This window comes from Streptomyces sp. NPDC029216 (assembly GCF_040648015.1).
GTDB lineage: Bacteria > Actinomycetota > Actinomycetes > Streptomycetales > Streptomycetaceae > Streptomyces.
This window is the reverse complement of record NZ_JBEZWL010000032.1, coordinates 36,545-60,969: the sequence shown is the minus strand read 5'-3', so window position 1 is coordinate 60,969 and position 24,425 is coordinate 36,545. Positions and strand designations below refer to the sequence as shown.

Sequence of the window (24,425 nt, the reverse complement as noted above, 5' to 3'; positions counted from 1 at the left end):
CCTCCTCGCCCCGGCGCCCGCCCGGGCCCGCCCGGCCGACCCGGAGGAACTGCGCCGCGCGGCCCGCGCGGACGGCCGGGACGCGGTCGTCACCTGGTCCGGCGAGGACGCACGCCGCTTCGACCTGGTCCTGCTGCCCCGGCAGCAGGCCGCGCCCCCGGCCGTCACGGGCGCCTTCGCCGCCGCGGCCGGCGGTGCGGGCGGCCGGGTCCGGGCCAACAACCCCTCGCTCGCCAAGTCGATCGGCCCGCTCCTGGCCCGGCTGCCCGAGTACCTGCGCGGGCGCCTGCCGGACTACATGGTGCCCACCGCGATCGTGCCGCTCTCGGAGATCCCGCTGACTCCGAACGGAAAGCTGAACCGGCGGGCGCTGCCCGTACCGGACTACGCGCAGGTGTCCACCGGCCGGGCGCCGCGCAACCCGCGCGAAGAGACCCTCTGCGCGCTGTTCGCCGAGGTCCTCGGCCTGGAGCGGGTCGGCATCGACGACGACTACTTCGCCCTCGGCGGGGACAGCATCCGCTCCATCCAGGTCGTCGCGCGGGCCAGGACCCGCGGCACGGCCGTCACCGTCCGGGAGATCTTCGAACACCGCACGGTCGCCAGGCTCGCGGAACTGGTCGACGGGCGGGACGAGGAGCTCCCGGCCCTGGCCGAGCTGCCCGGCGGCGGCACCGGCTGGGCCCCGCTGCCTCCGGCGGCGGCGCACCTCCTCGCGCGCGGCGGCGGCATCGCCAGGCTGTGCACCTCCCGCGTGCTGACCCTGCCCGCCGACGCCGACCGCGCGGGGCTGACCGCGGCGGTGCAGGCCGTCCTGGACCGGCACGACGTGCTGCGCGCCCGGCTCGACCGGGCCGAGCCGGGCCTGGTCATCGAGCCGCCGGGCAGCGTGCGGGCCGAAGCGCTGCTGAGCGAGGCCGCCGGCTCCGGCGACGACGCCGTCCGCGCCGCACTCGACGCCGCGGCCGGCCGGCTGGACCCGGACGCGGGCGTCATGGTCCGGTTCGTACGGCTCACCACGGACTCGGGCGCCGACCGGCTCCTCATCGTCGCGCACCACCTGGTCATGGACCGCGTCTCGTGGGGGATCCTGATCCCGGACCTGGTCCGCGCCTGGCAGCAGGTGCGCGAGGGACGGACCCCGGCGCTCGGCCGGGCGGGCACCTCGTACCGCCGCTGGGCCCACGCCATCGCCGGGCAGACGGCCGTCCCGCAGACGGAGATCCCGTACGACGAGGAGCCGGCGCGCGACCCCCGCTCCACCGCGGACACCGTGCGGGTCCGGGTCCCGGCGGACGTCACGGCGACCCTGCTGGACCGGCTGCCGGCGCTGTTCCGCGCCGGCGCCGAGGACGGCCTGATCACCGCTCTGGCGCTGGCCCTGGCCCGCCGGAACGAGACCCTCGGCCTGCCGGGGGCGCCCGCCACGGTCCGGCTGGAGGGACGGGACCGGGACGGGCACGCGGTGCCCGGCGCCGACCTGTCCCGCACGATCGGCCGGCTCACCCCGGTGTTCCCGGCCCGGCTCGACCTGGCCGGCATCGACCTCGCGGACGCCTTCGCCGGCGGCCCGGCCGCCGGCCGGGCGCTCAAGGCCGTCAAGGAGCAGGCGCGGGCGGCGGCGGGCCACGGCGCCGCCGTGGAGCCCGGACCGCGGATCGGGTTCACCTACCGCGGCCGGCCCTCCGACACGGAGCTGCCCCAGGAGCTGAGCGGCCTGGGCTGGGCGGCGGACCCCGCGTACCCGGGGCCGGCCGCCGCGCCGGACACGGACGCGCCGGTGCCCTCGGCCCTGGAGGTCGACGCGGTGGCCGTGCCCGCCCCCGGCGGTGACGAGCTGACCGCCGCCTTCGGCTTCCCCACCGGTGTGCTCTCCCGCGAGGAGGTCACCGAGCTGGCCGGGCTGTGGGTCCAGGCCCTGACCGCCCTGGCCCGGCACGCGGCGACCCCCGGCGCGGGCGGGCTGACCCCCTCCGACGCGCCCCTGGTCGAGGTGGGCCAGGAGGAGATCGACACCTGGGAGGCCCGCTACGGCAGGCTGGCCGAGATCTGGCCGACCACCCCCACGCAGTCCGGGATGCTCTTCCACACCCTGCTCGCCGGGAGTTCCTTCGACCCCTACCACAACCAGCTGGTCTTCCACCTCTCCGGCGAGGTCGACCCGGAACGCATGCGCCGGGCCGGTCAGGCCCTGCTGGACCGCCACCCCAACCTCCGCGCGGCGTACGTGAACCGGGCCGACGGAGACCTCGTCCAGGTGGTGCCGGCCGAAGGGGTCACCCTGCCCTGGGAGTACCTCGACCTGACCGGGGCCGGCGAGGCCGAGCGGACCGCGACCTTCGAACGGTTCCTCGTCCGGGACCGGGCCGCCCACTTCGACGTGGACACCCCGCCGCTCATCCGGCTGTCCCTCGTCGCCCAGGAACCCGGCCGCGCCGACCTCGTGATGACCTCCCACCACGTGCTGTTCGACGGCTGGTCCACCCCCCTGCTGATGCGGGACCTGCTGCTGCTCTACGGGTCCCGCGGCGACCCGGCCGCCCTGCCCGAACCCCCCGCCTTCGGCGAGTTCCTGGCCTGGCGCGCCGGGCAGGACGAGGAGGAGTCCGCCCGGGCGTGGACGGCCGAACTCGACGGGGTCGAGGAGCCGACCCTGCTCGCCCCCGGCTCCGAGGGCGTGGGGGAGCAGGGCGTCGAACAGCTCGACGTGCCCCTCCCCGCCGAGGAGGCACGCGCACTGGCGGCGCGCGCCGCCGAGCTGGGCGTCACCGTCAACACCCTGGTCCAGGGCGCCTGGGCGCTGCTGCTCGGCCGGCTCACCGGCCGCCGGGACGTGGTGTTCGGCGCCACCGTCTCCGGACGCCCGCCCGCCGTGACGGACGTGGACGCGATGGTCGGGATGTTCATCAACACCCTTCCCGTACGCGTCGACCACGCGCCCGGCGACACCCTCGCCGAGGTCCTCACCCGGCTCCAGAACCGGCAGGCCGCCCTCCTGGAGCACCACCACCGCGGGCTCACCGAGATCCTGCGGGCCGTCGGCCGGCCGTCCCTCTTCGACACGCTGTTCGTCTTCGAGTCCTACCCGGTCGACCGGGAGGGCCTCGAAGCCGCCGGCGCCGCCGCGGACGGCATCGCCTTCACGGGCCTGCGCCCGGCCACCGCCACCAACTACCCGCTGGCCCTGATGGCGGCGGCCGACCCGCACCTGCAGCTCATCTTCCAGTACGCGCCGGGCGTCTTCGGCCGGGACGAGGTGGAGGTGTTCGCGGCCCGCCTGGTGCGCGTCCTGCGGCAGCTGGCGGCCACCCCGGAGCTCAAGGTCGCCCAGCTCGACGTCCTGGAGCCCGCCGAACGCGGCCGGCTGCTCGGCGAGTTCAACGACACCGCCGCCGAGACCCCGGACGTCACCGTCCACGGGCTCGTCGAGGCCCAGGCCGCCCGGACCCCGGACGAGCCCGCCCTGACCGCCGACGGCACGACCCTCACGTACCGCGAGCTGAACGCCCGGGCCGACCGCCTGGCGCGCGAGCTCGCCGGACGCGGAGTGGGCCGGGAGTCGCTGGTCGCGCTGTCGCTGCCGCGGTCGGCGGACCTGGTCGTTGGACTCCTCGCGATCCTCAAGGCGGGCGGCGCCTACCTGCCGGTCGACCCCAGGTACCCCAGCCACCGGCTGGCGGCCATCTTCGGCGAGGCGCGGCCGCGCCTGGTCCTGACGGACTCCGCCACGGTCGCGGTCCTGCCCGCGCACGACGCCCCGGACCTCCTCCTCGACACCCTCGACCTCTCCGGGGCCGGGGACGCCGACGGGGAGGACACCGGCCCCACCCGGCCGGTGCACGCGGACCGGCTGGCGTACGTGATGTACACCTCCGGCTCCTCGGGCAAGCCCAAGGGCGTCGCCATCACCCACGCGAACGTCGTCAACGGCGTGCTCCAGCTCGCCCCCCGCGTGGGGGCCGGGCCCGGCAAGCGGCTCCTCGCGGGCACCTCCGTCAACTTCGACGTCTCGGTGTTCGAGATCTTCACGACCCTCGCCACCGGCGGCGTCGTCGAACTGGTCCGGGACGTCCTGGTGCTGGGCGAACGGAAGGAGGGCTGGAGCGGCAGCGTCATCTCCACGGTGCCGTCCGCCTTCGCCGAACTCCTCGACGGCATCGCCGGCCGCACCGAGGTGGAGACGCTCGTCTTCGCCGGAGAGGCCCTGCCCTCCTCGCTCGTCGAGAAGGTGCGCGGCGCCTTCCCGGGCGTCCGGGTCGTCAACGCCTACGGGCAGAGCGAGTCGTTCTACGCCACCACCCACACCGTCCCCGACGGGACGGAGGGCCGGGCGGGCAGCGCACCCGTCGGCACCCCGCTCGGCAACATGCGGACCTACGTCCTCGGACCCGACCTGGCCCCGGTGCCGCAGGGCGCGGTCGGCGAGCTGTACGTCGGCGGGAACGTGGGCCGCGGCTACCAGGGCCGCGCCGACCTGACCGCCGACCGCTTCGTGGCGGACCCGTTCGGCCCCTCCGGCTCGCGCATGTACCGCACCGGCGACCTGGCCCGCTGGAACGCCGAGGACCGCCTGGAGTACGTGGGCCGAGGCGACGCGCAGGTCAAGGTGCGCGGCTTCCGCGTCGAACCCGGCGAGGTCGAGGCCGTCCTCGCCGCCCACCCCGAGGTCGCCCAGGCGGCGGTCGTCGCCCGGCAGGCGGCGGGCTCCGGCAAGCAGCTCGTCGCGTACGTGGTGCCGGCGGGCGCCGCCGACCCGGAGGGGCTCCGCGGGTTCACCGCCGAGCGGCTGCCCGAGTTCATGGTGCCCTCCGCCTTCGTGCTCCTGGACCGGCTGCCGCTGATGCCCAACGGCAAGCTGGACCGGGCCGCGCTGCCCGAGCCGGAGTTCACCGGCGCCCCCTACCGGGCGCCCCGCACCGCCCGCGAGGAGGCCCTGGCCGCGCTCTTCGCCGAGGTGCTCGGACTGGACCGGGTCGGCATCGACGACGGCTTCTTCGAGCTCGGCGGGCACTCCCTGCTCGCCACCCGGCTGATCAGCCGCGCCCGCGCCGAGATGGGACTGGAGATACCCATCCGCAAGATCTTCGACCTGCCGACAGTGGCCGCGCTCGCACCGTGGCTTGAGGAATCGGCCGTCCCGCGCCGCCCGAGTCTGCGCCAGATGTTCGTATGAGGAGTGAAGCAATGATTCCGCTGTCCTTCGTGCAACGTCGCACATGGTTCCTGCACCAGTTGGAGGGTGCGGAGACCTGGAACATCTCCTCGGCGTTCCGGCTGACCGGGCGACTGGACGAGGAGGCCCTCCTCGCGGCGCTCCGCGACATCGTCGACCGGCACGAGGTGCTGCGCACCACCTACCTGACGGACGACGACGGGGAGCCCTACCAGCTGATCCTGCCGACGGAGCGGGCGCGGGAGCAGGTACGGGTGCCGGTGGCGGACGTGGCGCCCGAGGAGGTGCCCGCCGCCGTGGACGAGACCGTCGCGCACTGGTTCGACCTGGAGGCCGAGATCCCCCTGCGGGCCCGCCTGCTGCGCTGCGGACCCGAGGAGCACGTCCTCGTCCTGGTCATCCACCACATCGCCTCGGACGGCAGCTCGGGCGCGCCGCTGGCACGGGACCTGGCCGCGGCCTACAACGCGCGCCGCAGCGGCCGGGCCCCGCAGTGGGAGCCGCTGCCCGTGCAGTACAAGGACTTCACCATGTGGCAGCGCGAGGTCCTCGGCGACCTGGCGGACCCGGACAGCCTCGGCGCCCGGCAGATCGCCTACTGGCGCCGGGAACTGGAGGGCGTGCCCCAGCCGCTCAACCTCCCCCTGGACCGCCCGCGGTCCGTGGAGGCGGGCACCGACGGCGACGCGGTCCCCATCCCCGTGGCCGCCGACGTCATGGCCGGACTGCAGAAGCTGGCCGACGGGCGCGGGCTGACCATGTCGATGGTCATGCAGGCCGCGCTCGGCGTCCTGCTGTCCAAGCTCGGCGGCGGCGAGGACATCCCGGTCGGAACCCCGATCGCCGGCCGTACCGACGAGGCGCTGAACGACCTGATCGGCTGCTTCGTCAACAACCTGGTCATCCGCATGGACCTCTCCGGCGACCCGACCTTCGCCGGCCTGCTCGCCCAGGTCCGCGACAAGGCGCTGGCCGCCTACGAGCACCAGGACGTGCCGTTCGAGGTGCTGGTCGAACAGCTCAACCCGGACCGCTCCGCCGCGTACCGGCCCTTCTTCCAGGTGATGTGCGGCTGGCAGAACACCGAGAAGTGGTCCCTGGAGCTCGACGGACTCGACGTGGAGTACCAGCAGGCCCTCCTCGCGACCACCCAGGTCGACGTGTTCTTCAGCATGACCACCGACGAGACCGGCGCCCTGCGCGGCGACATCTCCTACGCCACCGACCTGTTCGACCGGGACACGGTCGAGGACATGGCCGCCCGCTACGCCCGCGTCCTGGAGCAGCTCGCCGCCGACCCGCAGGCGCGCATCTCCGACGTCGACGTCCTGATCGGCGGCGAACGCGAACGGCTGCTCATCGAGGTGAACGACACCGCCGAGCCCACCCTCGAAGGCGGCCTGGCGCAGGCGATCAGCCGGCAGGCGGAGGCGACCCCGCAGGCCCTCGCCCTCATCGCCGAGGAGGAGTCGCTCACCTACCGCGAACTGGAGGCCCGCTCGAACCGGCTGGCACACTGGCTGGCCGGCCGCGGCGTGCGCGCCGAGTCGCTGGTCGCCGTCTGCCTGCCCCGGACCCCGGACCTGCTCGTGGCCCTGCTCGCCGTGCTCAAGTCCGGCGGCGCCTACGTACCGATCGACCCCGACCACCCGCGCTCGCGCATCGACTTCGTCCTCGAACAGGCGAAGCCGGCCCTCGTCCTCGACGCCGCCACCCTGGCCGCCGCCGACCTCGCGGGGTACCCGGACACGGCGCCCGAGGTGAGCGTCCGCCCGGACAACACCCAGTACGTCATCTACACCTCGGGCTCGACGGGCACCCCGAAGGGCGTCACGATCCCGCGCGGCGCCGTGGCCAACTTCCTGGCCGCGACGCAGCGCCGGTTCCCGCTGACCGCCGCCGACCGGATGCTGTTCAGCACGACCGTGTCGTTCGACATGGCCAACACCGAGCTGTACCTCCCGTTCGTCTCCGGCGCGACCATGGTCCTGGCGAAGAAGGAGACCGTCACCGACCCGTCGGCGATCACGGCCCTGCTGCGCCGCCACGGGGTCACCGTGGTCCAGGCCACCCCCGGCTTCTGGCAGATGCTGCTCACCCACGAGCCGGACGCCGCCCAGGGCCTGCGGATCATCACCGGAGCGGAGGCCGTCCCGGTCCGCCTCGCCGAGACGCTGGCCGAGCAGGCCGCCGAGGTCGGCAACTGGTACGGCCCCTCCGAGACCACCACCTGGTCGACCATGGCGCCCCTCAAGGCCGGGGCGGGCGTGACCATCGGCACGCCGATCGGCAACACGCAGGTGTACGTGCTCGACGCGCGGCTGCGCCCGGTCCCGCGCGGCGTCCAGGGCGAGCTGTACATCGCCGGAGACGGACTCGCGCGCGGCTACCAGGACCGCCCGGAGCTGACCGCGGAGCGGTTCGTGCCCTCCCCGTTCGGCCCCGCCGGCTCCCGCATGTACCGCACCGGCGACCTGGTGCGGTGGAACAAGGCGGGCCGGCTGGAGTACGTCGCACGCACCGACCACCAGGTGAAGGTCCGCGGCTTCCGCATCGAGCTCGGCGAGATCGAGCACGTGCTCGCCGGACACCCCGCCGTGTCGCGGGCGGCGGTCGTGGTGCGCGAGAGCCGGCAGGGCGACAAGCGCATCGTCGGCTACGTGGTGCCCGCGGCGGACGCCGCCGGGGCGGACGTACTGCTCCCCGAGCTGACCGAGTACCTGCGCGCCCGCCTCCCCGACTACATGGTGCCGTCCGCGCTGATCCCGCTCGCGGAGATCCCGCTGACGCCCAACGGCAAGCTCGACCGCCAGGCCCTCCCGTCGGAGCACACCCCCGCGGCGGCCGGGCAGGCGCCGCGCAACTCCCACGAGGAGAGGCTGGCCGCCGTCTTCTGCGAACTGCTGGACAAGGAGAGCGTCGGCGTCGACGACGACTTCTTCGCGCTCGGCGGCCACTCCCTGCTGGCCACCCGGCTCAGCGTCCGCATCCGCAAGGACTTCGACGTCGAGCTGCCCCTCAGGACGATCATCAAGTTCCCGACGGTGGCCGAACTCGCCGCACTCCTGCTCGCCGGCGCCGTCCCCGACGAGGTCGCCGACCCCTTCGGCGTCGTCCTGCCGCTCAACAGCGACCCCGGCACGGGCAAGAAGCCGCTGTGGTTCTTCCACGGCGGAGGCGGCCTGGGCTGGGCGTACTTCAGCTTCGTGACGCACGTGAAGGACCGGCAGGCCTACGCCCTGCAGTCGCGCGGCGCCGACGGCCGGGCACCGCTGGTGGAGTCCATCGACGAGATGGTCGACCACTTCATCGAGGAGATGCTGCAGATCCAGCCGGAGGGGCCCTTCAACCTCGTCGGCTGGTCCTACGGCGGCACCCTCGTCCAGGCCATCGCGGCGGGCCTCGACCGGCGCGGCCACGAGATCGCGCTCACGGCCGTCCTGGACTCCCAGCCGGGCGGCCAGGGCTGGTCGGAGATCCACCGCAACAAGACGGTGGAGGACTACCGCGACGAGCTGGAGGACTTCTTCGGCCAGTACATCGGCACCGGGAACCAGCAGGAGTTCCTGGACAACATGTCGAAGGTCCTCGCCAACAACACCAACCTGATGATGGATTGGGAATCCCCGGTCTACCGCGGCGACGTGGTGTTCTTCCACGCCACGCTCAAGGACGAGATGTACGCCCACCTGTGGCGCCCCTACGTCCTCGGCACCATCGAGGAGTACGACGTGGCGGCCACGCACCACGAGATGAACCTGCCCGGACCCGTGTCCGAGGTCTTCGAGGTCCTGAACCGGAAGCTGGCGGACCTGGCATGACGAACCGTAGAACACATGATCGGAGTTGGTCGCGGTGACGGAGACCACGCTGCTGTGCGTGCCGTTCGCGGGAGCGGGCCCCTCGTTCTTCCACCCCTGGCGGGAGCTGGCCGCCGGCCGGTGGCGGGTGACCTCGGTCGAGCTGCCGGGCCGGGAGCGGCGCATCCTGGAGGAGCCGTACCGCAACGTCTACGAGGCCGCCAAGGGCTCGGTCGACGAGGTCGTCGCGGACCTCGGCGAGGGGGCGCGGACCGTGCTGTTCGGGCACAGCCTGGGCGCCGTGCTCGCCTATGAGCTGGCGCACCTGCTGGGCGCGCGCGGCGTGCACGTCGAACGGCTGGTCGTCAGCGGTTCGCCGGGCCCGTGGACCCAGCGCGAACGGCGGGCGGCGGGGCTCCAGGACGAGGAGTTCCTCGCCAGGGTCGAGGAGTTCGCCGGGTTCCGGCACGAGGCACTGGACCACCCGGAGATGCGCGAGCTGATCCTCCCGGTCCTCCAGGCCGACTGCGAGATGCACGAGAGCTACGTACCGAGCACCGACGTACCGCTGAGCGTGCCGATCTGCTCGCTGCGCGGCGCCGTCGACGGTCTGGTCACCGCCGAGGAGGCCCGGCAGTGGCAGGCGGCGACCACGGCCGGCTTCACCTATGCGGAGTTCCCCGGCGACCACATGTACCTGGTCGACTCCGGCCGGGAGGTCCTGGACGTGATCGCACAACAGTCCCTCTGATCAGGCGAGATGGGCTCCAGCGCGGTGTCAGCGGCGTGACAGGTGGATGACAGGCCCGGAGAGGAAAGTGGAGGCATGAGAAGTTCAGCGATCGCAGTTTCAGGGCTGCGGAAGGCATACGGTGACAAGGTCGTGCTCGACGGCATCGACTTCGACGTCGCCGCGGGATCGGTCTTCTCCCTGCTCGGCCCGAACGGCGCGGGCAAGACGACGACGGTCAACGTCCTGACGACGTTGATGAAGGCCGACGCCGGCACGGTGCGCGTCGCCGGGCACGACGTGGCGACCGAGACCCGGCAGGTGCGCGGCGCCATCGGCGTGACCGGCCAGTTCGCCGCCGTGGACGAGCTGCTGTCGGGCCGCGAGAACCTGCGGCTGATGGCGGACCTGAAGCGCGTGCGCGACGGCGGCGGGGTGGTCACGCGGCTGCTGGAGCGGTTCGACCTGGTGGAGGCGGCGGACAAGCAGGCGTCCACGTACTCCGGCGGTATGCGCCGCAAGCTCGACCTGGCGATGACCCTGGTCGGCAACCCGCAGGTCATCTTCCTGGACGAGCCGACGACGGGTCTCGACCCGCGCAGCCGGCGCACCATGTGGGGCATCGTCCGCGAACTGGTCGCCGAGGGCACCACCATCTTCCTCACCACCCAGTACCTGGAGGAGGCCGACCAGCTCGCCGACCGGATCGCCGTCCTCAACCAGGGCCGCCTGGTCGCCCAGGGCACCCCCGAGGAGCTCAAGCGCCAGATCCCCGGCACCCACGTCCGGTTCCGCTTCGCCGACCTCGTCGAGCTCGACAGCGCGGCGCGGGTCCTGACCGAGGCCACCCGGGACGACGAGGAGCTCACCCTGCGGGTGCCCGGCGACGGCGAGACGCGGTCGGTGCGGGCCCTCCTGGACCGGCTCGACGCGCACGCGATCGACGCCCAGGAGTTCTCGGTGCAGCGGCCGGACCTCGACGACGTCTTCCTCGCCCTCACCGAACAGACGGCGGGCGCCCAGAACACCAGCAAGGAGGCGATCGCACAGTGAGCACGGTCTCGACGCCGTTTGCCGACTCGGCGATCATGCTGCGCCGCAACCTGAAGCACACCGTGCGCAACCCCGTCACGGTCTTCAACGCGGTCCTGTTCCCCATCATCATCATGCTCATGTTCGTCGGGGTGTTCGGCGGCGCCTTCAGCGTCGGCGAGGACTACGTCGACTACGCGACGCCCGGCCTGCTCGTGATGGCCATCAGCTACGGCCTGGGCGCCACCGCGACGGCCGTGAACGACGACATGACCAAGGGCATCATCAACCGCTTCAAGGTCATGGACGTCTCCCGCGGCGCCATGCTGACCGGACACGTCGTCGTCACCTCGGTGCGCTGCCTGGTGGCCTGCGCCGCCATCGTCGGGGTGGCCTTCGCGATGGGCTTCGACCCCGCCGCGAGCGCCCTCGACTGGCTCGGCGTCGTCGGCGTCATCGTGCTGCTGAGCTTCGCGGCCGGCTGGCTCACCGTCGCCACGGGCCTGGCCGCCAAGACCGTGGAGTCGGCCGGCCTGGCCTCCGTACCGCTGATCATGCTGCCCTTCCTGAGCACCGCGTTCGTCCCCGCGGAGACCATGGGAACCGGCATCCGGCAGTTCGCGGAGTACCAGCCCTTCACCCCGATCATCGAGACGCTGCGCGGGCTCCTGGCGGGCAACCCGTCGGGCGGCGACGCGATCGCGGCCGTCGCCTGGTGCCTGGGCCTCGCCCTCCTCGGCTACGTGTGGGCGGTCTCCACGTTCAACAAGCGGGCGTGACCGCGGCCGGCCGGGGCCGGCCACGACCACGGCGGCCGTCAGGACCCGGACCGGGTCCTGACGGCCGCCGTCGCGTGCGCCCCCGAGCCGGCGGGCGCGGCCTCACCCCCGCCGGGCCGGACCGAACCAGGTGGTCAGCGCCGTCCGCAGCGCCGGGATGTCGGGCGCGCCGACGGCGTCCGCCGCCCAGGCCACGTGGCCGTCGGGGCGGATCAGCAGGGCCGCCGGAGCGGGGACCTCGCCCACGGCCGGGACCGGCCAGAGCTCGTCCTCGCTGCGCGCCTCGACGAGGTCGACGCGATCGGCCCAGCCCTCCGCGGCCGCCGCGACCCCGGCGCCGCCGCACAGGTCGAGGAGGACCGGCCGGCCCTCGTGCAGCAGCTGGTAGACGCCGATGACCCCGTCGGCCGTCTTGAGGTCGGCGTCGAAGACCCGGCGGCCCTCCATCGGGTGGTCGCCGTCGACCGGGTAGCGGATGTCCAGCGCGGTCAGCATGTGGCGCAGGACCCGGTTGACGTCGTCGAACACCATCAGCGAGCCGAACACCTCGCGCAGCGCGTCCGTCGCGGCGCCCGGACGGGCCAGGGCCGCCTGCGCCCGGGTGTTGTGCAGCACGCGCTCCCCGACGGGGTGGCGCTCGGCGTGGTAGCTGTCCAGCAGGCTCTCCGGCGCCCGCCCCCGTACCACCGACCCGAGCTTCCAGCCCAGGTTGACGGCGTCCTGCACCCCCATGTTCAGACCCTGCCCGCCGGCCGGGAAATGGATGTGCGCGGCGTCGCCCGCGAGCAGCACCCGGCCCTTCCGGTACCGGTCGGCCTGCCGTGCGGCGTCGTTGAACCGGGAGACCCACCGCGGGGCCCGCATGCCGAAGTCGGTGCCCGCGACCCTGACCAGGGACTCCCGCAGCTGCTCGAACGTCGCCGGTTCGTCGCGGTCCGCGACGCGGTCGTACTCGGACGTGATCACCCGGTACCAGCCCGGCTCGAAGGCGATCGCCGAGTAGTCACCGCCCGGGGTGCGCCGCACCCAGACGTAGTCCTCGGGCAGGCCGGGGAGTTCGACGTCGCCGATCAGGGCGGTCATCGTCGCCTCGGTGCCCGGGAAGCCGATGCCGGCCAGCTTGCGCACCGTGCTGCGCCCGCCGTCGCAGCCCACCAGGTAGCGGGCGCGCAGCGTCGCGTCCGCCGCGTCCGCCGTGTCCAGCTCGACCGTCACGCCGTCCTCGTCCTGGCGGATCCCGCTCACCGCGGCCGACCGGCGCACCCGCACGCCGAGCTCGGCGGCCCGCTCCTCCAGCAGCCGTTCGATGGCGGACTGCAGGATCATCAGCGGGTAGGGATGCCTCGACTCCGACTCGTCGAAGTCCAGATAAAGACCGGAGAAGTGGCCCACCGGCTGCGGTTCGCCCTCCGCCAGGAAGCGGTCCAGGATCCCGCGCTGGTCCAGCACCTCCAGGGTGCGCGAGTGGATCCCGCCGGCCCGTGACTCGCCCGTGCGCTCCGCGAGCCGCTCGACCACCAGCACGTCGGCGCCCGCCAGCCGCAGCTCGCACGCGAGCATCAGGCCCGTCGGACCCGCGCCCGCGATGACCACGTCCGCGTCCGTACCCGTATGTCCCACGTCGTTCCCCCTCGTTCGACTGCGCCTCTAACGTCGTTAAATCACCCTCACGTTCACTGAACGCGAATCGGCCGGTCAAGGAACGCCGACGCCGGGACGGGCGAGCCGAGGTCCGGCTTCCCCCTGTCCCGCCGGCGGGACGGTCCCGGTGAACAGGCCCGCCGGCGCACTCTCAACCCCACCGGCCGGCGGACACCGGACCACCGCCGAAGCGGTGTGAGCGGACACGCGTTCACGCGACACTCGGTCCGGCCGTTCGAGGAACGTGTCTCGCCGGCGGGACGGCGCGGCCGACGGAACTCCCGGTCGGCGGAGGAAGGACGGACTGGCAATGGGATCGCTGGGGCAGGAAATCGCGGGGCTGTGGGGAGAACACCTCGGCCGCGAGGTCGGGGTGGACGACGACTTCTTCACGATCGGCGGCAACTCGCTGAGCGGAATCAAGATCATCGAACAGGTGTCGGAGGCCTACGGCGTCCAGCTGTCCGTGCGCGACTTCTACCTGGCCCAGACCCCGGCCCGGGTCGCCGAGCTGATCGAGCGGGCGAGGACGGCGGCGTGAGGCTGACGCCGGGTCCCCGGCCCGAGGTCGACCTCGGCGGCGTCGACCTGTTCGACCTGGACCTCTACACGTCCGGCGACCCGCACCCGATCTGGGACGTGATGCGGGCGAAGGCCCCCCTGCACCACCAGGTCCTGCCGGACGGCCGCGAGTTCTGGTCGGTGACCCGCTACGAGGACGTGCGCCGCGTCCTGAGCGACCACCGCGAGTTCACCTCCGAGCGCGGCACGGTCCCCACCCACCTCGGGACGGACGACCCCGCCGCCGGCGTGCTGATGACCTCCACCGACCCGCCGCGGCACACCGAGGTCCGCCGGCCGCTCGGCTCCCGGCTCACGGCCCGCGCGGTGCGCTCGTGGGAGGAGCGGATCCGCGCCACCGTCGTGCGCTTCCTCGAACCCGCCCTGGACGGCGGGGTCTTCGACCTGGCCGAGCAGGCACTGCTGCTGCCCGCGCTGGTCACCGGCCCGCTGCTCGGCATCCCCGAGAAGGACTGGGAGGAGCTCGTCCGGCTGACCGCCATGGTGACGGCCCCCTCGGACCCGCACTTCCGGCTGGGCAACGAGGCCGTGACCCTGGCCATCTCCCACCACGAGCTCCTCGCCTACGTCCGGGACTGGGCCAAGGCGCACCGGGCCTCCGGCGCGGAGGACGAGAGCCTGCTCCACCACCTCACGAGCGTCCGCCCGGGCGGCGCGCCGCTGTCCGACGAGGAGATCGCCCTCGACGGCTACAGCATCCTCCTGGGTGCCAACGTGACGACCCCGCACACCGTGTCGGGTACGGTCGAGGCCCTCATCGAGCGTCCCGACCAGTACGCGAAGGCGGCCGCCGACCCGACGCTGGTCCCGAACCTCGTCGAGGAGGGCCTGCGCTGGACCTCGGCCGCGTGCAACTTCATGCGGTACGCGGTGGACGACGTCGAGATCGGCGGGGGCGTCATCCCGGCCGGCGGCGCGGTCGTGGCGTGGATCGGCTCGGGCAACCGGGACGAGACCGTCTTCCCCGACCCGCACGTCTTCGACATCACCCGGGCCGGCGCCAAGCGCCACGGCGCGTTCGGGTTCGGCCCGCACTTCTGCATCGGCGCCCCGCTGGCCCGGATGACCCTGTGCGTCTTCTTCGAGGAGCTCCTCGCGCGCTTCGAGTCCTTCGAGCTCGCCGGCGAACCGCAGCACCTGCGCTCGTACTTCATCGCCGGCATGACCCACCTGCCCATCGTCGGAAAGGAACGGCGGACCCCATGACCACCGGCACCCCCGCCACCGCCTCGCCGTGGTTCGTCCGCCCGCCGTCCGACGCGTACCCCGCCCGGCTCCTGTGCTTCCCCTTCTCCGGGTCCGGGGCCTCCGCCTTCAGCGCCTGGCCGGCCGGGATCGACGGCGCCGAGGTCTGCCCGGTGCAGTTCCCCGGCCGCGAGAACCGGCTGGGGCACCCGCACTACGGCACCTACGAGGACCTGGCCGACAGCCTCGTCGAGCCGCTGGAGCCGCTGCTCGACCGGCCGTACGCGATCTTCGCGCACTGCGCGGGCGCCCTCCCCGCCTACGAGACCGTGCTCCGGCTCGCCGAGCGCGGCCTGCGCGGACCGGACCGCCTCTTCGTGTCGGGCCAGCCGGCCCCGCACGACGCCGCGCGCGACCGGATGCTCACCCTGACCGAGCCCGAACTGCGGGCCGAGCTGGAGTCGTTCGTCCGCGGCCGCGGGATCGAGCCGCGGCCGGACATGATCGACATGGGCATGTACGTACTGCTCCGCGACCACGCCGCCGCGGGTGCCTACCGGCGGCGGGAGCCGGTCCGGGTGGACTGCCCGATCACGGTCCTGCACTGGCGCGACGACGCCGACGTGACCCCGGAGGACCTCGAAGGGTGGCGCCGGTACGCGGACACGGTCGAGTTCCGGGTGGTCGACGGCGGCCACTACGACTTCATGGACGCCCCGGACGAGCTGCTGAGGGCGCTGGCCTCCTGGCGGTGAAGCCGGCGCCGACCGTCCGTCAGTGCGTCAGTCCGTCCGTCCGAGCGACATCCCGACACAAGCCGAGAGAACCGGAAGGGAACGCGTATGAACGGCGCAGCCGCCGACATCGCCGTCATCGGGATGTCGTGCCGGTTCCCCGGCGTGAACGACCCGCGCGAGTTCTGGCGCCTCCTGCACGACGGGGAAGCCACCGTCGGAACCTTCCCCGCCTCCCGGGCGGCCGGCCCCGACCCCGCGTCCCACCCGGACGCGGCCACCCTGCTGCAGGGCTCGTTCCTCGACTCCGTCGACGGGTTCGACGCCGAGTTCTTCGGCACGGGCCCGGCGGAGGCCGCCGCCATGGACCCCGTGCAGCGGCTGGGGCTGGAGCTCGCCTGGGAGGCCGTCGAGGACGCCCGCATCCCGGCGGACACCCTCGCCGGCCGCGAGGTCGACGTCGTGGTCGGCACCGCCCCGTCCGGGTACGACCTGCTGCGCAAGCTGTCCGGCAGCGACCGGGACGACCACTACGCCGCCCTCGGCTCCAACGGGGCGATGATCGCGAACCGGATCTCCAGCCTGTTCGACGTCCGCGGCATGAGCTTCTGCGCCGACTCCGGCCAGTCCTCCTCGCTGGTGTCCCTGGCGCTGACCTGCGAACGCATCCGCAGCGGCGCCGTCGACATGGCGCTCGCGGGCGGCGTCCACCTGATCGCCGATCCGCAGGCGGGAGCCGGCCTGGCGAACCTGGGCGCCCTGTCGCCCGACGGCCGCTGCTACACCTTCGACGCCCGCGCCAACGGCTTCGCCCGCGGCGAGGGCGGGGCGTTCGTCCTGCTCAAGCGGCTCGACCTCGCCCTCGCCGACGGCGACCACGTCTACGCGGTGGTGCGCGGCTGGGGCGTCGGCAGCGGCGGGGCGTCCACCCGGATGCCGGACCCCAGCCCCGCCGGGCAGGCGGCCGCCGTACGGGCCGCCCTCGCACGCGCGGACGTCCCCTTCGACGGCATCGACTACGTCGAGGCCCACGGCACCGGCACCCGCATGGGCGACCCGGCCGAAACGGCCGGTCTGCGCGAGGTGTTCCGGGAGACGGGCCGCAGCCGCCCCCTGGTGATCGGCTCGGCGAAGACGAACGTCGGGCACCTGGAGCCGGCCGCGGGCATCGTCGGCTTCGTGAAGGCGGCGCTCTGCCTGGACCGCGCCACGCTGGTCCCGAGCCTGAACTTCCGCTCCCCGAACCCCGCCATCGAGGACTTCCACGAGCACTTCGAGGTCCTGCGGACCGCACGGCCCTGGCCGGCCGCGGCCGGCCGGCCGCGCCGGGCGGGCGTGTCGGCGTTCGGCATGGGCGGCACCAACGCGCACGTGATCCTGGAACAGGCCCCCGATACGCGGGCGGAGCCCCGTCCGGCCCCCGCCGGGGATCCGGCCCCCCGCGTGCTGCCGTGGGTGCTCTCCGCGCGCTCGGAGCCGGCCCTGCGGGAGCAGGCGGCACGGCTGCGGGACCTCGTGGCCTGCGACCCCTCGCTGTCCGCGGCCGACGTCGGCCACTCGCTGGTCTCGACGCGGACGCGGTTCGAGCACCGGGCGGTCGTGCTGAGCGGCGGCCGCGACGAGGCCCTGGCCGACCTCGGCCGGTTCGCGGCGGGCCAGGACCCGGAGCGGGTGGTCCGCGGGACGGCCACCGCCCCGGCGGGTCCGGTCGTCTTCGTCTTCCCCGGCCAGGGGTCGCAGTGGCCCGGCATGGGCAGGCGGCTGTACGCGGAGTCGGCGGTCTTCGCCCGCTCGGTCGACGCGTGCGCGAAGGCCCTCGAACCGCACGTGGACTGGTCGCTGGTGGACGTGCTGACCTGCACGGAACAGACCGCCGCGCTGGACCGCATCGAGGTCGTCCAGCCCGCGCTGTTCGCGATGCTGGTGTCCCTGGCGCGGGTGTGGGCTTCCCTGGGGGTGACCCCGGACGCGGTCGTCGGCCACTCCCAGGGCGAGATCGCCGCGGCCCACATCGCGGGCGCCCTGACCCTGGAGGACGCGGCCCGGATCGTGGCCCTGCGGTCCCGGCTGCTCGCCACGGTCGCCGGGCAGGGCGCCATGGCCGGCGTCCTGCTGCCCGAACGCCGGGTGCGGGAGCTGCTGGGGCGGTGGGGCGACCGGATCGGGATCGCCGCGGTCAACGGGCCCAACTCCACCACCGTCTCGGGTGAGACCACGGCGGTCACGGAACTGGTCGCGGCCTGCGAGGCCGAGGGCGCCCGCGCCCGGCTGATCAGGTCCACCGTCCCCGGCCACTCGCCGCTGCTGGACCGGTTCGAGGCGGAACTGACGGACGGACTGGGCCGGATCACCCCCCTGCCCGCCTCGGTGCCCATTTACTCGACGGTGACCGGCGACCTGATCGACCCGGCGGAGCTGGGCACCGCCTACTGGTTCCGCAACCTGCGCCGGACGGTCCGGTTCGAAGCCGCCACGAGCCGCCTCATCACCCAGGGGCACGGCACGTTCATCGAGGTCAGCCCGCATCCGGTGCTCCAGGTGGCGGTCGAGGAGACGGCCGACGCCCTGGGGGTCTCGCCGACCGTGGTGGGCACCCTGGACAAGCACGACGGGAGCACGGGCAAGGTCCTGGCCTCCCTGGCCCAACTGCACGTACGCGGAGTGCCGGCGGACTGGGAGGCGGTGTTCGCCGCAGACCGGCCGCGCCGGGTCCCCCTGCCGGCCTACCCGTTCCAGCGCCGGAGCCACTGGCTGACGGCGCCCGAGGACACCGCCGCGGACGGCCGCACCGCGGAGCCGGGCACGGCCGCCCGGGCGGCGGACCTGGCCTCGGAACAGGCGGTCCTCGCCCTCGTGTGCGCCGAGACGGCGGCCCTGCTGAAGGTGCGCGACCCCGCCCTGACGGAGACCGCGCTCGCGGCGAGGGCGACGGAGACCTTCAAGTTCCTCGGCTTCGACTCCGCGCTGGCGGTGGGGCTGCGCAACCGGCTCGCGGCCGCGGCCGGAGTACGCCTCCCGGCCACCGTCGCCTTCATCCACCCCACGCCGCAGCAGCTCGCCCGCCACCTCTTCTCCCTCCTCGCGCCCCCGGCGCCCCGGGCCCCGGAACCGGCGGAGGGGACGACGCGGGAGGCGGCCCCGGAACCGCCCGGCGATGACGACCTGTTCGAGCTGATCGACCGCGGATACGTGTAGCCGCACCTGTACTTCTGAGCAACGGTTGGGGGAGGCCCTGGTGGAGGATGTCGACAAGCTCCGGTCCTATCTGCGACGCGCCGTCGGCGACGCGCGGGAGCTCCGTGAGCGGGTGCGCGAGCTGGAGGAATCCGCCCGCGAGCCCATCGCGGTCGTGGGTGTGGGGTGTCGCTTCCCGGGCGGAGTGACCTCCCCCGAAGGGCTGTGGGGAGTCGTGTCCGGCGGTGTGGACGCGATGGGCGACCTCCCGCCCGACCGAGGCTGGGACCTGGAGGCGCTGTACGCCACGGATCCCGAGGCGCCCGGGACGACGTACGCGCGCGCCGGCGGGTTCCTGCCCGACCTCGCCGAGTTCGACGCCCCGTTCTTCGGCATCAGCCCACGCGAGGCGCTGGCCATGGACCCGCAGCAGCGGCTGATGCTGGAGACCTCGTGGGAGGCGCTGGAACGCGCGGGCATCGACCCGGCCGGGCTGCGGGGCTCGGCGACCGGGGTGTTCACCGGCATCTACGCCGTCGACTACGGCCCTCGGATGGGCGGCGCGGCGGCCGGCGAGGTCGAGGGCTACGCGCTCCCCGGCACGTACACCAGCGTGGCCTCGGGCCGGGTGGCGTACGTCCTGGGCCTGGAGGGCCCCGCGGTCTCCACCGACACCGCCTGCTCCTCCTCCCTCGTCGCCGTCCACCAGGCCGTGCGCTCCCTGCGCTCCGGTGAGTGCACGCTGGCGCTGGCCGGCGGGGTGTCGGCGATGCCGACGCCGGGCGTGCTCGTCGAGCTCGGGCGCCAGCGCGGCCTGTCGGCCGACGGCCGGTGCAAGGCGTTCGCGGACGCCGCCGACGGCACCGGCTTCTCCGAGGGCGCGGGCGTGCTGGTCCTCGAACGCCTCTCGGACGCCCTGCGCCACGGGCGCCGCGTCCTCGCGGTCATCCGCGGCTCGGCGGTCAACCAGGACGGCGCCTCCAACGGGCTGACCGCCCCGAACCCCCTGGCGCAGGAGCGGGTCATCCGGGCCGCCCTGGCCGACGCCGGGCTGTCCGGCCGCGACGTGGACGCGGTGGAGGCGCACGGCACCGGTACGACGCTGGGCGACCCCATGGAGGCGGAGGCGCTGCTCGCCGCCTACGGGCAGGACCGGGAGCCGGGCAGCCCGCTGTGGCTGGGCTCGCTGAAGTCGAACATCGGCCACACCCAGGCCGCCGCGGGCGTCGGCGGGATGATCAAGATGATCATGGCGATGCGGCACGGGGTGCTGCCCCGCACCCTGCACGTGGACCGTCCCTCGCGGCACGTGGACTGGTCGGCCGGCGCGGTCGAGCTGCTGACCGAGGCCAGGGAGTGGACGACCGGCGCACCGGGGCGCCCCCGGCGGGCCGGCGTGTCCGCCTTCGGGATCAGCGGCACCAACGCGCACCTGATCCTCGAACAGGCCCCCGCGCGGGACGCCGCGTCCGAGACCCCCGCCCCCGCGGGCGCCCCCGGACCGGTGCCGTGGGTGCTGTCGGCGCGGTCGCCGGAGGCACTGCGCGCACAGGCCCTGCGGCTGCGCGACCTCGTGGCCGCGGACCCGGACCTGCCGGCCGACGGCGTCGGACACGCCCTGGTGGCCACGCGCTCCCTCTTCGACCACCGCCGGGTGGTCGTCGGCGACGGCCGGGACGCCCTGCTCGCCGCCCTGACGGCCGCCGCGGACGGCGACGCCTCCGCCGACGTGGTGTCCGGCGTCGCCGGGCCCGCCGGCCGGACGGTGTTCGTCTTCCCCGGCCAGGGCTCGCAGTGGGCCGGGATGGGCCTGGAACTGTGGGAGTCCTCCCCGGTGTTCGCCCGCCGGATGCGGGAGTGCGCCGACGCGCTGGCACCGTACGTCGACTGGTCCCTCCACGAGGTGCTCGGGGACGCCGAAGCCCTGGAGCGGGTGGACGTCGTCCAGCCCGTGCTGTGGGCCGTGATGGTCTCCCTGGCCGAGGTGTGGCGCTCGTACGGGGTGCGGCCCGACGCGGTGGTGGGCCACTCGCAGGGGGAGATCGCCGCCGCGTGCGTCGCGGGCGCCCTCTCGACCGAGGACGCCGCCAAGGTGGTGGCGCTCCGCTCCAAGGCGATCCTCGCGCTGTCCGGGCTCGGCGGCATGGTGTCCGTCGAACTCCCCGTCGAGGCCGTGCGCGCACGGCTGACGGACGGGCTGTCGATCGCGGCCGTCAACGGGCCCTCCTCCGCGGTGGTCTCGGGCGACGTGGCCGCACTGGACGCGCTGCTGGCCGCCTGCGAGACCGACGGGATCCGGGCCCGCCGCATCCCCGTGGACTACGCCTCCCACTCCGCGCACGTCGAGGCGGTCCGCGAGGAACTCGGACGCGTGCTCGCGGACCTCCGACCCCGCACGGCGCAGGTGCCGTTCTTCTCGACGGTGACCGCCGCATGGCTGGACACGACCGGTCTGGACGCCGAGTACTGGTACACCAACCTGCGCCGGACCGTCCGCTTCGAGGAGGCGACCCGCGCCCTGGCCGCGGAGGGCTTCCGCTTCTTCGTCGAGGCCTCCGCCCACCCGGTCCTGACCGTCGGCGTGGAGCAGACTCTCGACGCCGCGGGAGCCGTCGCCGTCGCCGTCGGCACCCTGCGCCGGGGCGAGGGCGGCCTCGCCCGCCTCCACCGCTCCGCGGCCGAGGCCTTCGTCGCGGGCGCCCCGGTCACCTGGGAGAACGCCTTCCCGGCGGGGGAGGGCCCCTGGGTCGAGCTGCCCACCTACCCCTTCCAGCGGCAGCGCTACTGGCTGGACACCCCCGGCGAGACCACCGCCGCGAGCACCTCCGACCACCCGCTGCTCGACGCCGTCGTCGACCTGCCCGCCGGATCGGAACCCGGCGGCCTGGTGGGCAGCGGCCGCCTGTCCCTCGACCGCCGGCCCTGGCTCGCCGGCCACGTCGTCCACGGCACCGTCCTGGTGCCGGCCACGGCCCTGATGGAGCTGGCCCTGTGGGCGGCCCACCGCACGGGCGGCGACCTCGTCGGCGAACTCACCCTGGAGACACCGCTGGTGCTCTCCCGGACGGGCACCCGCGAGATCCGCGTGGTCGTCGACGCCAAGGGCGTGATCGGCGTGCACTCCCGCGGCGAGGACGAGACGGAGTGGACCCGCAACGCCGTCGGCACCGTCGGCTCCGACCCCGACCCCGGCCGTGGCGGCGCCGACGACGGCCTCACCGCGTGGCCCCCCGCCGGCGCGGCCCCCGTCCCCGTCGAGGACGCGTACGCCGGACTGTCCGCCCTCGGCTTCGTCCACGGGCCCCTGTTCCACGGCCTGAAGCGGCTGTGGCGCGACGACGAGACCCTCTTCGCGGAGGTGGAGCTGCCCGCCGCCGACGGCGCGGGCGGCCGCTACCGCATCCACCCGGCACTCCTGCACGCCGCGCTGCTCCCGGCCGCCCTGGGGCGGAACGCCGACGGCTCCCCGCCCGAGGGCCTGCTGCCGTACCGCTGCACGGGCCTGCGCGCGGACCGGGCCGGGTCGCCGGGCGTGCTGCGCGTGCGCCTGGCGCCGGCGGGGGAGGACGCCCTGAGCCTGACCCTCGCCGACGGCGACGGGAACCCCCTCGGCGGCATCGCGTCGCTGGACCTGCGGCCCGCGGACGCCGAGCGGCTGACCGCGCTGGGCTTCGACCACCGGGACTCCCTGTTCCGGGTCGACTGGACCCCCCTCGCGCTCCCCTCCGCCCCCGCCACGGGCCGGTACGCGGTGCTGGGAACGCCCGACGGGGCCGCCGCGGACGAGGGCGCCGAGGTCTTCGCGGACCTGCGGGACATCGCCGCCCCGGACGGGGAGGCACCCCCGGTCGTCATCGCCGGCCTCGGCCGGACCGACGCGGACGGCGCCGACACCCCCGCCCGCGTCGAGCGGGCCCTGCACCGCGTGCTGCGGTGGACACAGGACTGGCTGGCCGACGACCGGTTCGCCGGCTCCCGCCTGGCCGTCGTGACGCGGGACGCGGTCCGCGACGACCGGGCGCCCCGCACCGACCCCGCGGCGGCCGCCGTCTGGGGGTTCGTACGCACCGCGCAGACCGAGAACCCCGGCCGCTTCGTCCTCGTGGACACCGACGGAACCCCCGCTTCCCTGGCCGCCGTTCCCGCGGCGGCCGCGGCCGGCGCACCCCAGACGAAGATCCGGGCCGGCGAGGCGGCCACCCCCGCCCTGGCCCGCGCCCGGGGCGCCGGCCGGCCCGACGGCGCCCCGGCGCTCGGATCCGGCACCGTGCTGATCACGGGCGGCACCAGCGGCCTGGGCGCCCTGCTGGCCCGGCACCTCGTGGAGCACCACGGCGTGCGCCGGCTGCTGCTGACGAGCCGGCGGGGCCCGCAGGCCCCGGCTGCGGCCGGGCTGCGGGACGAACTGACCGCGGCGGGCGCCCGGGTCGAGGTGGTGGCCTGCGACGTCACCCGCCGGGACTCCGTCGCCGCGCTCATCGCCGCGGTGCCCGCCGAGCACCCGCTCACCGCCGTGGTCCACTGCGCGGGGATGCTGGACGACGGGGTCGTCGAGGCGCTGACCGAGGACCGCGTGGACACCGTCCTCGCGCCGAAGGTCCGCGGCGCCTGGTACCTGCACGAGCTGACCCGGCACCTGGACCTGTCCGCGTTCGTGCTGTTCTCCTCGGTCGCGAGCGTGCTCGGCACGGCGGGCCAGGCCAACTACGCGGCGGCCAACGCCTTCCTCAACGGCCTCGCGGAGGCCCGCCGGGCCGAGGGACTGCCGGCCACCTCGCTGTGCTGGGGCTTCTGGGCCGAACGCAGCGAGATGGTCGCCGGCATCGGGGACGCGGACCTCGTACGCCTGCGGCGCCAGGGCGTGCTGCCGTTGGCCTCGCGGGACGGGCTCGCCCTCTTCGACCGGGCCCTCGCGCTGGACGAGCCGGTCCTCGTACCGGCCCGGCTGGACCTCACGGGCCCCGCCGCGGCCGCCGCACCGCTGCTGGCCGGCCTGGCCGGTCCGGCCGGGAAGGCCGCCGGCCCCGGCGGTCCGGCGGCCGGCGAGCAGACCGGCCCCGGACTCGCGCAGCGGCTCGGGTCGCTGCCGCCGGCCGAGGCGGAGGCGGCGCTGCTCGACGCGATCCGGACGCAGACCGCCCTCGTCCTCGGCCACCCGGACACCGGCCGGATCGGTCCGGCCACCACGTTCAGGAAGCTGGGGATCGACTCGCTCACGGCGCTGGAGCTGCGCAACAAGCTGTCGGCGGTGACCGGGCTGAAGCTGTCCGCCACGCTCGTCTTCGACCACCCGAACCCGAGCGCCCTCGCGCAGTTCCTGGCCGCGGGCATCGCCTTCGACTCCGCGGCCCCCGAGTCCCCGGCCGGCCACCTTGCCAAGGAGATCGAACGGCTGGGCTCCCGGCTGGAGGAGGCCTTCCTCCAGCTCGCCCAGGAGGACAGGACCACCATTTCCACTCTGCTCGGCGAGCTGCAGGGCCGAGTCCGCGCGATGGCGGGCGCCGGATCACCGGTCGCCATCGTCGACCAGATCACTTCGGCCTCAGCGGGAGAGCTCCTCGCGCTGCTGGACAAAGAGCTCGGCTAGGGGAGAGC

11 protein-coding genes are annotated in these 24,425 nt (G+C 74.4%); 10 read left to right on the top strand and 1 reads right to left on the bottom strand.

Going from position 1 to position 24,425, the window contains the following annotated elements; genetic code table 11:
• From AB0F18_RS14935 to AB0F18_RS14915, 5 genes are all read left to right on the top strand, one after another.
• Positions 1-5,173, top strand: a 5,173-nt coding sequence (locus AB0F18_RS14935; protein ID WP_362059657.1) for an amino acid adenylation domain-containing protein, incomplete at its 5' end; no start/stop codon positions are given.
• Positions 5,170-8,994, top strand: a complete 3,825-nt coding sequence (locus tag AB0F18_RS14930; protein WP_362059654.1) for an amino acid adenylation domain-containing protein — start codon at positions 5,170-5,172, stop codon at positions 8,992-8,994. The genes AB0F18_RS14935 and AB0F18_RS14930, both read left to right, overlap by 4 nt.
• 34 nt (positions 8,995-9,028) lie before the next feature.
• Positions 9,029-9,724, top strand: a complete 696-nt coding sequence (locus AB0F18_RS14925) for an alpha/beta fold hydrolase (protein ID WP_362059652.1) — start codon at positions 9,029-9,031, stop codon at positions 9,722-9,724.
• A 75-nt stretch (positions 9,725-9,799) separates the two neighbouring features.
• Positions 9,800-10,756 (top strand): ATP-binding cassette domain-containing protein, encoded by a 957-nt coding sequence (locus AB0F18_RS14920; protein ID WP_362059649.1) that lies wholly within the window; start codon positions 9,800-9,802, stop codon positions 10,754-10,756.
• The gene (locus tag AB0F18_RS14915) at positions 10,753-11,514 is read left to right on the top strand and encodes an ABC transporter permease (RefSeq protein ID WP_362059646.1); all 762 of its coding nucleotides are present in this window, start codon (positions 10,753-10,755) and stop codon (positions 11,512-11,514) included. Before AB0F18_RS14920 ends, AB0F18_RS14915 begins: the two co-directional genes overlap by 4 nt.
• A 102-nt stretch (positions 11,515-11,616) precedes the next feature.
• Here the strand turns inward: AB0F18_RS14915 and AB0F18_RS14910 are convergent, their stop codons facing one another.
• A complete protein-coding gene (locus tag AB0F18_RS14910; protein WP_362059643.1) occupies positions 11,617-13,134 on the bottom strand; it encodes an FAD-dependent monooxygenase in 1,518 nt (505 codons plus the stop codon).
• A gap of 331 nt (positions 13,135-13,465) precedes the next feature.
• Between AB0F18_RS14910 and AB0F18_RS14905 the strand changes: the two genes are divergently transcribed.
• The 5 genes from AB0F18_RS14905 (at position 13,466) to AB0F18_RS14885 (ending at position 24,417) form a co-directional block, all read left to right on the top strand.
• A complete protein-coding gene (locus AB0F18_RS14905; protein WP_362059640.1) occupies positions 13,466-13,696 on the top strand; it encodes a phosphopantetheine-binding protein in 231 nt (76 codons plus the stop codon).
• Positions 13,693-14,943 (top strand): cytochrome P450, encoded by a 1,251-nt coding sequence (locus tag AB0F18_RS14900; RefSeq protein ID WP_362059637.1) that lies wholly within the window; start codon positions 13,693-13,695, stop codon positions 14,941-14,943. Before AB0F18_RS14905 ends, AB0F18_RS14900 begins: the two co-directional genes overlap by 4 nt.
• Positions 14,940-15,677: an alpha/beta fold hydrolase gene (locus AB0F18_RS14895; RefSeq protein ID WP_362059634.1), complete on the top strand. Its 738-nt coding sequence runs from the start codon at positions 14,940-14,942 to the stop codon at positions 15,675-15,677. The genes AB0F18_RS14900 and AB0F18_RS14895 overlap by 4 nt, the downstream gene beginning before the upstream one ends.
• Before the next feature lie 87 nt (positions 15,678-15,764).
• The gene (locus tag AB0F18_RS14890; RefSeq protein WP_362059631.1) at positions 15,765-18,851 is read left to right on the top strand and encodes an acyltransferase domain-containing protein; all 3,087 of its coding nucleotides are present in this window, start codon (positions 15,765-15,767) and stop codon (positions 18,849-18,851) included.
• Between the two features lie 40 nt (positions 18,852-18,891).
• Entirely contained in the window at positions 18,892-24,417 is a 5,526-nt protein-coding gene (locus tag AB0F18_RS14885; RefSeq protein ID WP_362059628.1) for an SDR family NAD(P)-dependent oxidoreductase, read from the top strand.
• Positions 24,418-24,425 lie beyond the last annotated feature (8 nt).